This window comes from Bacillus sp. JJ1503 (assembly GCF_036965125.1).
In the GTDB taxonomy this organism is placed as follows: Bacteria; Bacillota; Bacilli; order Bacillales; family Cytobacillaceae; genus Cytobacillus.
Genome location: NZ_JBALOZ010000103.1, coordinates 1 through 8,919, shown reverse-complemented (window position 1 = coordinate 8,919; position 8,919 = coordinate 1). Strand labels below are relative to the sequence as shown.

At 34.7% G+C, this 8,919-nt stretch carries 9 protein-coding genes, 1 pseudogene and 1 riboswitch (1 of these 11 only partly in view); of the genes and pseudogenes, 3 read left to right on the top strand and 7 right to left on the bottom strand.

The features are described from left to right. Positions 1–886: the 5' portion of a DUF2812 domain-containing protein gene (locus tag V7149_RS09435; protein ID WP_438824101.1), read on the bottom strand. 59 nt of this gene lie to the left of the window's left edge; 886 of the gene's 945 nt are visible here — the first part of the coding sequence; it begins with the start codon at positions 884–886; its stop codon lies off the left edge, out of view. 97 nt (positions 887–983) lie between these two features. After that, positions 984–1,304 (bottom strand): PadR family transcriptional regulator, encoded by a 321-nt coding sequence (locus V7149_RS09430; RefSeq protein WP_335345381.1) that lies wholly within the window; start codon positions 1,302–1,304, stop codon positions 984–986. Positions 1,305–1,988: 684 nt separating this feature from the next. Between V7149_RS09430 and V7149_RS09425 the strand changes: the two genes are divergently transcribed. From V7149_RS09425 to V7149_RS09415, 3 genes are read left to right on the top strand one after another with little or no spacing between them, the layout of a single operon-like run. Continuing rightward, positions 1,989–2,351 carry a DUF2089 domain-containing protein gene (locus V7149_RS09425; protein ID WP_335345380.1) on the top strand — a complete coding sequence of 121 codons (363 nt, stop codon included), beginning with the start codon at positions 1,989–1,991 and terminating at the stop codon, positions 2,349–2,351. Between the two features lie 15 nt (positions 2,352–2,366). Beyond that, the gene (locus V7149_RS09420) at positions 2,367–2,756 is read left to right on the top strand and encodes an SHOCT-like domain-containing protein (protein ID WP_335345379.1); all 390 of its coding nucleotides are present in this window, start codon (positions 2,367–2,369) and stop codon (positions 2,754–2,756) included. Between the two features lie 10 nt (positions 2,757–2,766). Then, positions 2,767–3,048 (top strand): hypothetical protein, encoded by a 282-nt coding sequence (locus tag V7149_RS09415; protein WP_335345378.1) that lies wholly within the window; start codon positions 2,767–2,769, stop codon positions 3,046–3,048. Between the two features lie 209 nt (positions 3,049–3,257). Here the strand turns inward: V7149_RS09415 and V7149_RS09410 are convergent, their stop codons facing one another. The 5 genes and pseudogenes from V7149_RS09410 to arr form a co-directional block, all read right to left on the bottom strand. Beyond that, positions 3,258–3,785 carry a dihydrofolate reductase family protein gene (locus V7149_RS09410; protein WP_335345377.1) on the bottom strand — a complete coding sequence of 176 codons (528 nt, stop codon included), beginning with the start codon at positions 3,783–3,785 and terminating at the stop codon, positions 3,258–3,260. Positions 3,786–3,988: 203 nt separating this feature from the next. Continuing rightward, a pseudogene (locus V7149_RS09405) lies at positions 3,989–4,474 on the bottom strand (glutathione peroxidase). Positions 4,475–5,017: 543 nt separating this feature from the next. After that, on the bottom strand, positions 5,018–5,458 hold the full coding sequence (locus V7149_RS09395) for a CoxG family protein (protein ID WP_335345376.1): 441 nt from the start codon (positions 5,456–5,458) through the stop codon (positions 5,018–5,020). 441 nt (positions 5,459–5,899) lie between these two features. Continuing rightward, the gene (locus tag V7149_RS09390; protein ID WP_335345375.1) at positions 5,900–7,468 is read right to left on the bottom strand and encodes a PAS domain-containing sensor histidine kinase; all 1,569 of its coding nucleotides are present in this window, start codon (positions 7,466–7,468) and stop codon (positions 5,900–5,902) included. A 328-nt stretch (positions 7,469–7,796) separates the two neighbouring features. Continuing rightward, positions 7,797–7,881: riboswitch (cyclic di-GMP riboswitch) on the bottom strand. Between the two features lie 603 nt (positions 7,882–8,484). Continuing rightward, a complete protein-coding gene (arr, locus tag V7149_RS09385; RefSeq protein ID WP_335345383.1) occupies positions 8,485–8,901 on the bottom strand; it encodes an NAD(+)--rifampin ADP-ribosyltransferase in 417 nt (138 codons plus the stop codon). Positions 8,902–8,919: the final 18 nt, after the last annotated feature.

The window sequence follows — 8,919 nt, the reverse complement described above, 5'->3', positions numbered from 1 at the left end:
ATCTTTTTATTAAATCAGAAATCAGATGATCCGCTATAGATGGAACACTGAGCTGAAAAACCCTTGTATGAATACTTGGTGAATATTCACCACTGCCATCCTCCCACATTTTTCCCGGGACTACCCCGTTTTCATCTGTATCATATTGCACTGGTGCCAACGGACTCCAATCATACGAATACCGATTATCCCAATCAACATTATCTCTCATATATGAAGATTCCCCCCGAACCAAAGCAGGATTCAGCTCTACCTCTGCTAATCTGACAATCGGTAAGTCAAGACTTGCTTCAGGCAATGTTTTTGTATAACCTTTTACAAGCTGTGTGAATGGAAGAATAGCACTCAATCCAACAACGATTGTAAAAAATAAAGCTATAATAGAATTTAATCGATAGTGCCTCTTCCAAGGAGCATGATGATCAATCGGTTTTCCTTCGATCAGGTCTTTTCGCAAAACACGAATGGATATAGCTGCTTGCAGCGATGTATAGGCCAAATATCCAAAGAAAATGGTTAAAACAGTTTGTTGAATAACCATCCCTTCGACCAAAATGAAGGTAGGTGTCCCATCGAGAAACCAAATAGAAGACAACATACCAATCATTAAGATTATTGCAGCTACAGTTATACATGCATTCTTAGCTAATTTCTTATCCAGTTTCTTTAATGTATAAGATTGTTCTGCGGGGTCTGTATGAATCTCTGGTGCATTAAGCTCAACGGGGGATGAAAATACGTGAAAAAAGTTATAGCTCGTCACATAATCCCATCCACTTTCCGCATACATCTGTATTTGTTCTGGTGTGATCTTCATAGATACATCAATTCTATACCTCATTTTTTGGGGCTCACCTTTAACAAATTCGGCAAGATGCAGTCTCATCCTTTTCAGATGGAATCCCTCAGCAGCCATATCTGCAAACCAACTTTCACGCTCCCCGATTCTCCAAAAATCACTGGGACGAAGTTTGTAGACAGTCTTATTCATTCTCTTCACCTTCTTCTAAAATTTTGCCGTCTTTTATCAAGGATTTTAATCTCCTATACTCTATGCGCAGAGCTTGCTCTCCTTCTGGTGTAATTTGATAAGTCTTTCTTCGGCCATCATCTTCTTCTAATGAAATAAGACCGTCTTTTTGCATTCGTGATAGTACTCCATAAAGTGTACCCGGTCCCATTTTTACTCTGCCATTCGAAACTTCTGTAATTGCATGCATAAGCTGATAACCATGGTTTGGATGCATCAGTGCTAGCAGTACATAATACATTGCTTCGGTCATCGGTCCTCCATTATATGCCATTTTTATACAAACCTTCTTTCATTCTTCAACATATTATGTTATACGATATATCGTATAACATAATAGTAATTTGTTAAACACTTTTTGTAAATACAAAATATGGTGTAAAAAACCAAATCTTTAAAACTTGTACCTATGTACACCAACGCTTGCAAGATTTTCTCCGTCCATCTCTTCTAAAATAGAAATCATGTCAATCGGCTTCCCATTCTCATTAAGGACGCTTAACAATTGCAAACAGCCGCTGCAATTCTTTCATGTGAAAATGATCAGTTCTTAACGTACATTCCTTTACTAACCCTTCCTTCAAGAAGAACGAACCAACGACCACCTCTTCAGCTTTCTGATTAAAGAGCCCTATCTACTGTATTAGACCTCATCTCGCCTAATCCCCAATATTCCTCTCATTTTCGCAAGCTCCCTCTCCACTACTTGGTTTATAGTACATATATAAAATATGTGTCGTATCATCACTCCTTGGGATGGCACGTGAATTTTTAAAAAAACTCATTTACAACTATTATGGCAAATATATTACTTTACGAATGGCGAAAACGAAAACTTAATAATATTAAACAACAAATTAATATTATTTATTTTTTTACCAAAAAAATTAAGTTTTATTATTTATTTCTTTGATTTCTTGTTATATAATTGAATCATCAAAAAGGAAGGATTTTCATTATGGCATATCAAGTAATTACAAATTGTCCTGTCTGCAGTAAAACTTTAAAAATTACAAAGTTGCAATGCACTCATTGTCACACTACGATTGAAAATGAGTTTGAATTATCTAAGCTGGCATCCTTATCAAAGGATCAGCTGCATTTCGTAGAAGTATTTTTAACATCCAGAGGGAATATCAAAGAAGTTGAAAAAGAACTGGGGATTTCGTATCCAACGGTCCGAAGCAAGCTAACAGACATCATTACATCCCTTGGATATGTGCAGAAGAAGAAAAATGAAGTAGACGAGAAAAAAGTTGTGACCATGTTGGAAAATGGCGAAATCACCCCAGAAGAAGCCATTAAGCTCTTAAAAGAGTAATAGGAGGAATGGATCATGAAAGACGAAATTACAAGAGTGTTAACAATGGTTCAAGAAGGGAAGATTGATGCAGATAAGGGTTCAGAACTGATTCAAGTATTAAAAGAGAAAGAAAAAACAGGTAATAAGCTTTTTGAAAAACCAGCTAAATATTTAGATAAAACATTAAAAATTCGTGTTGTATCAACCGAAAATGATAACGTCACGGTCAATTTGCCTATAAAACTTGTCAAGGCAGTATTAATGGCTGGACACAGCATCGCAGCGAGTATTCCTCAATCGGAAAAATACGTTAAAGATATAGACATAAACCTTATTATTGAAGCAATCGAAAACGAATTAGATGGCCAAATTGTTGATATTAAATCGGCAAACGGGGATTCCGTTTCGGTCATCATTGATTAGTGGTTAGCTTATGATGCATGTAAAAGTGAAAGCAAAAGACGTTCGGTTTACCATCCCAATTCCATATGCTATTTTAAACATTGTTATTTCCATTTTGTCTTCAAAATTTCTTCAGCAAAATGTAAACAAATGGACAAAAGAGCACTTCGAAAGAAAAAAACTGGACTTTACCTTTCCACTAATAGACAAAAATACCCTAAACCCTATCGTCGAGGAACTGAAAAATTATAAGGGGTTCGTGCTAGTAGATGTCAAAGCTAAGGACGGTACTGAGGTTAAGGTTAGACTATAATTTATTTTCTAATACACTTGGTACTTTGAAAAAAAGCCTAATTTTCTCGCTTACAATACCGTGAAAATTGTAAAAAGAAAATATAGTTATTAAATTTAATAGCTCTAACTAGTATAACCCCGTTCTAAATTATTGGACGGGGTTAAAAATATAGTTATTTAATTTCAGTAAAAATCTTCCACTGCTAACAAAGGAAAAGATGATGAAAATTATTTTTTTACATAATGAAGCATAGCAAGTTGACCTAATTTTTCTACTTTGGTTAATTTGTATTTTAGAGTAATATCCTCTCCGTTATAAAGAGAGATTCCTTTTCCTAAAATAATAGGTGCAATGGCTAGTTGGAATTCATCAATTAAATTTTCTTTGAAAAATTCACAAGCTAAGTTTCCTCCACCTATTAACCATATATCTTTACCAGGCTTTTGTTTTATTGTATTAATGAAAGTTTTGACCTCTTCATTAATAAATGATGCATATTCATCCGATCCACTAACAGATTTAGAAAATACATAATTTTTATAATCACTATAAGGATAATTCATATCAAATCCACGAATGACATCATAAGTTCCTTTTCCCATAACTACAGTGTCAATTCTTTCGAGGAGTGAACTGTAACCAGAATCCCCTTCTACTTCAGTTGATTCTAACCACTCTAATGTACCATCATCATTAGCAATATATCCATCAATTGAAGTACCAATGTATAATATAATATTACGCTGTTTTTTCATGTAAATCTCCATTCCTTTGTTTCAGTTGATTAAATTAGTATACCAATTAAATCAACAACTAGCTGTTTTGTTTTTAATATATTAGATGTTGGAGCATCAATTGATTGCATTGAATGAAATGACTTTATTTATCTTAATAAAATTCTCATAAAAAGAAAAATGAGCGCCTTTCCTTATGTTCAAGGATTGCGCCCGATTGTTTGTCAGCATAGGTTCAGCACTTCTTCTATTTCAGCTGTCAGTTTTTCCGGTTCTGTCTGTGGAGCAAAACGCTTTACCACATTCCCTTTTCGGTCCACTAGAAATTTGGTAAAATTTCATTTGACCGCTTGTGAGCCTAATGCGCCTTTAGCTTCCTTTTTTATATATTGAAAAAGTGGGTCTGCATTTGCACCATTAACGTCAACTTTTGCAAACATTGGAAAACTCACATTGAAATTCAGATCGCAAAACTGCTGAATTTCCTCGTTCGTTCCAGGTTCCTGTTGACCGAATTGATTACAGGGAAATCCTAGAATCTCCAATCCTAAATCACGGTACTTATTATACAGCGCTTGTAACCCCTTATACTGTGGGGTAAAGCCACACTTGCTCGCCGTATTGACGATAAGAACGACTTTTCCTTCATAACGAGACAACGGCTCTGTCTGACCGTCGATTTTCTTTACTGTAAAGTCATACACGCTCATTTAGTTCACATCCATTCCAAGATATCCATTAATTGCACTAGTCCTTTAAACATCATCTTTTACCGAGTTTAGCATGAAAAACCATGCTATAAATTTCTTCTAAATGAAAAACACCATTTATCGTAATTAAATTTTTCTTCGTAGAATCGGTGGGCATCTATTCTTTGGACTCCCGATTCCAAAGCCACATACTCTGCCCATTTTCTTTCGCCCAATTATGAATACTTGCAGAACTCTAACTTTATTACCATTTGACGTAAAGATAACACAAAATTTTACGCGATTAACAAAGCAAGCCTTCAATGGAATTCTTAAATATAATTATATAACTGTAAAATCCCTTGTAATATTATGTCTGAGAGCATTTAAGTTACCGGTTAAATTTCACAATTTTAATAAGAAAAAAGAGGCCATCCATTTTTGGACACCCCCCTTTCCGCTAATGATAAAACTGCTAGTAAAACTCTTTATCATTACATTAGTTACCATCTTTGCTTCAGAGGAGGTATCTCCAAGTATGAAGCGATTTTCAATCTTTGAATATTATGCGAATACGGCAATTTTACGTGCGATAGATTCTGTTAAACGAGATGCTACTTTAGGAACTGCCCATTTAATAATTGGTGTTAACACCGCACCTGATAATCCGCCAGCATGGACTTCCACTGTACAAGTCATGATCGTCTTACCAATTCTATCTTCTGCAGTAAAATGACCGCTTCCTGTAAAATTATCTGATAAACCTTTTAGTTCAAACTTAATATTTGAAGGTTCATTCCATTCGGTAATATCTACCTGCGCTCGTATTGTTTTTTTAATACCTTTCACACTACCTTCAAATGTCCAAATAGATTGATTGTCATTTATGATTTCATGCTCTTTATAAGCTGGGACAGTTGTTGCCCATTTTTCAAGATCACTGACATAATCCCAAACTGCTTGTACATCTACTGGAATTTCTACTGTATGTGTTCCTGTTGCCATGATGATCCCCACTTCCACTATGTATGAATTGTAAATTTATATATCTACAAAATAATTATTACATAAAAAGCATAAACTTACATCACTAATTTTATATAGCTCTCTTCTTCCAATAACCTGATTATTTAAAGAACTCAAATCTTCTAAATTTGGCTTTTACATTAAGAAAGAGCGCTATTCTAAAATTGCGCTCGTCTCAGGAAGATAGCAATTTATGAATGATTGATTCCTTCTTACTATAAATTTCATAAGCAAAATATCCAATTAAATAGCCTTTTCCAGATCCAATAATTATCTCGTTATTAAATGACCCGGATGGGAATACTCTGCACCTCCTGGTACGATCCTTGTATCAATCAAAGGAGGTGCATTTCCTGTACCGTAACAAATCTCGGGACAAAAGTCAGTTCCTCGTCCCTTTCATTTAGGATTGCTTCTCCCCTACTTCGAACTTATCGGGAATGATAGGACCGGTTCACCTATCCCAATAGGTAAAATAACATCAACAATGGTTCCTTCATTTATGGTGCTTTCTAACTTTATGGTGCCCCCATGTTCTTGGACAATTTTATGACTAATCATTAACCCTAATCCCGTTCCTTTTTCCTTCGTACTATAAAAAGGCTCACCGATACTTTTTATTCGATCTTCAGTAATTCCGCATCCTTGGTCAATAAACCTAAACCTTATATTATCTGATTCATATCGCATCGTTTGAATTTCGATCTCGCCTCCATTTGTCATGGCTTCCACAGCATTTTGAAGAATATTAACAAAAACCTGTTTCATTTGATGCTCGTCACAATGAATAATTGGTAATTCAGAATCAGACACTAGTACTATATCAATATTCTTTAATTTGGCATGTGCATTAATTAATGTAACAACATATTGCAAAAGTGCATTAATATCAGTCGGTGCCAATTTACTGGCATGTGGTTTGGAAAGTGACAAGAATTCTTGTATTATTTTTTCTATACTATCAATCTCAGACAACATAATTTCAAGGTAGTTTGGTTTATGTAATTCCTTTTGCATAAGCTGCAGAAAACCCTTTATCGAAGTAAGAGGGTTCCTTATTTCGTGTGCAACACCTGCAGCCAATTGTCCTACTAGGGAAAGCTTTTCCGTTCTTCGTATAAACTCATCCATCTTCTTTCGCTCAGATATATTACGACCTACAATAACAAAATGCTCTAATTTATCATTCTCCCCAATTACAGGGGTTCCCTGAGCTTCTAAGTAAACCCAATCTCCATCAGCATTTTCACACCGAAACTCGACTTGAAATGGTGATTTAGTTGAAATTTTTTGAAAAAAAAGTTCATATAACCGCAGAGAATCCTCAGGGTGAACCAAATCAAAGGCCAATACTCCTTCATACTTTTTTGGATCATATCCCAATACCTTTTCATGCGAAGGGGATGCATATATTACTCTTCCATTTATATCCCAGAGTCCAACCAAATCCAACATGTTCTCTGTAATTAGACGATAATTGGCCTCACTCAGTTTTAGAGCTTTTTCTACCCGCTTCCTTTCGGTAATATCTACACATGAACCAATGATCTCAACCACGTGCCCCTTCTTTCGAATAGATCGTAACGATGACATGTAGGAAACGCCATTTATTACCCCTTCGTACGTTACATGATCTTCACCTTGCCAAGCTCTCCAATAATATTGAATAACCGCTTCAGCATCAAGTTGCGGGAGAAAATCACGTAATTCCTTTCCAATAATCCTCTTAGGAGAAAGATCCATTCGATAAAGTAACCTTCCTTCACACAGAGTATGAATAAATCTATCGCCATCCTTAATAAACTTAAAAAGCATCCCTTGCTGCTGGCTTATTGTTTCCACTAACTCTTGATTGGAAGCCTTTAGAGACTCCACTTTCCATCTTTGATTGGATAATTCATGCAGAAATTTCACCTTTATACGAGACCAAAAGAAGACAAGTGTGCATACAATTACCATTGCAAGTGCAAAACATATAATAAGCTTCATTTTTATATCACCTCAAAACTTTACACTTTGTATGTTATGAAATCCCTTTTTCAAGAAAACACGGTATTCCATGTATCAAATAAAATCATATATACTTACGTTAATATATTTATACAGTCCTAGAATAACTATACAGTTCTATTAACTAAAGAAAACTCGCCGCTTGGCGAGCCTTAAATGGCAAAATAAGAAGTCTAGTTGCACTTATTACACCGATTTCAGGAAAATTATATGGTGTTCACGCTGACTAGGGCATTCTATCCATCGTTCTTTGACGCGCAAAAAATCCACCTATAAAAGGTGGATTAAATTAACAAATATCCATCTTCATCGTAGCTCGGCCATCTTAGCAAAAATGCCATAGATCCGTAGCTTTGCGTCCCTACCTTTCGATAGGTTTGCCATTATGTATATTTACTCACTCCAAGTATAACATCAAAGCTTTTGAGAACCAATTCCTTTATAATAAAATATTATATGATAATAAATATGAAGGGGTATTCTTTCAATTCTTAACAACATCCAAACTGTCATATTTCGCAAAATATTTTCTGAGGTTGCTGCTGCATATTGCAACTGAAATCAAAAAATGGTTTATCCATATTAAATTGACACTGATAATAATAATTATAAATTATGCTATGATAGGTAACTTCTTAAGGGAAGGAACTAAATTATGTGGAAGAATAATATTAAGACGATATCAAAGTTAAAGCACAAGTAACTAATGATGAAATATCTTATGAAGACTTCAGGAAGTAAAGCAAATAAGAAAAGCCCTCAATTATTTAGTTACGGGTTCGGATGACTGGAAGAAAACATTAAATAACAACCTGATTGGGGACGCAATTCATATTTTAATTACCGTCCCGTTTTTTGTTTATATATCAATGCTTTGTTAACTTTTAACACAATAATTGGCATATCAATTCGAATGCAATTTGGAGACACCGCATTAATTTATGCGGTGTTGTTAATATCTGCGCTAAAAATGTTGCGAATTGTATACTTAAGGATTAATCGTATATTACAGCTTTTCCTTGTTCACGTAACTTTTTTAATGATGAAAGCATATGATTTATTTCTTCATCGGAATGTCTTTCCCATGAACCTAATTCAGCTATTATTTTCAAAGGAGATTTAGACCTATAAGAACGTGTTGGGTTTCCAGAAAATCTTTTGTTAGTTAAGTTCGGATCATTTTCAAAATCACCTAATGGTTCTACAATATAAATTCTTTCCTTTGATTTAGATGTTGCTAATTCAGCACCCCATTTAGCAGCATCTAATGTTGCAGTAAAATATATATAGTTAGATTTTTTATCTTGGTAATTTGATAAGTATTGTGGTTCTAATAAATCTCCAATTTTTAGTTCCGCTTTTGTACCATGAAAAAAAGGACCATTATCTAAAACATCTTTTTTGTCATTCATACTAAAACACCTCTTATA

Coding starts and splice junctions, on each gene's coding strand:
- V7149_RS09415 (WP_335345378.1), top strand. CDS start 2,767: ATGATGCATGTAAAAGTGAAAGCAAAAGACGTTCGGTTTACCATCCCA.
- arr (WP_335345383.1), bottom strand. CDS start 8,901: ATGAATGACAAAAAAGATGTTTTAGATAATGGTCCTTTTTTTCATGGT.
- V7149_RS09395 (WP_335345376.1), bottom strand. CDS start 5,458: ATGGCAACAGGAACACATACAGTAGAAATTCCAGTAGATGTACAAGCA.
- V7149_RS09410 (WP_335345377.1), bottom strand. CDS start 3,785: ATGAAAAAACAGCGTAATATTATATTATACATTGGTACTTCAATTGAT.
- V7149_RS09420 (WP_335345379.1), top strand. CDS start 2,367: ATGAAAGACGAAATTACAAGAGTGTTAACAATGGTTCAAGAAGGGAAG.
- V7149_RS09430 (WP_335345381.1), bottom strand. CDS start 1,304: ATGGCATATAATGGAGGACCGATGACCGAAGCAATGTATTATGTACTG.
- V7149_RS09425 (WP_335345380.1), top strand. CDS start 1,989: ATGGCATATCAAGTAATTACAAATTGTCCTGTCTGCAGTAAAACTTTA.
- V7149_RS09390 (WP_335345375.1), bottom strand. CDS start 7,468: ATGAAGCTTATTATATGTTTTGCACTTGCAATGGTAATTGTATGCACA.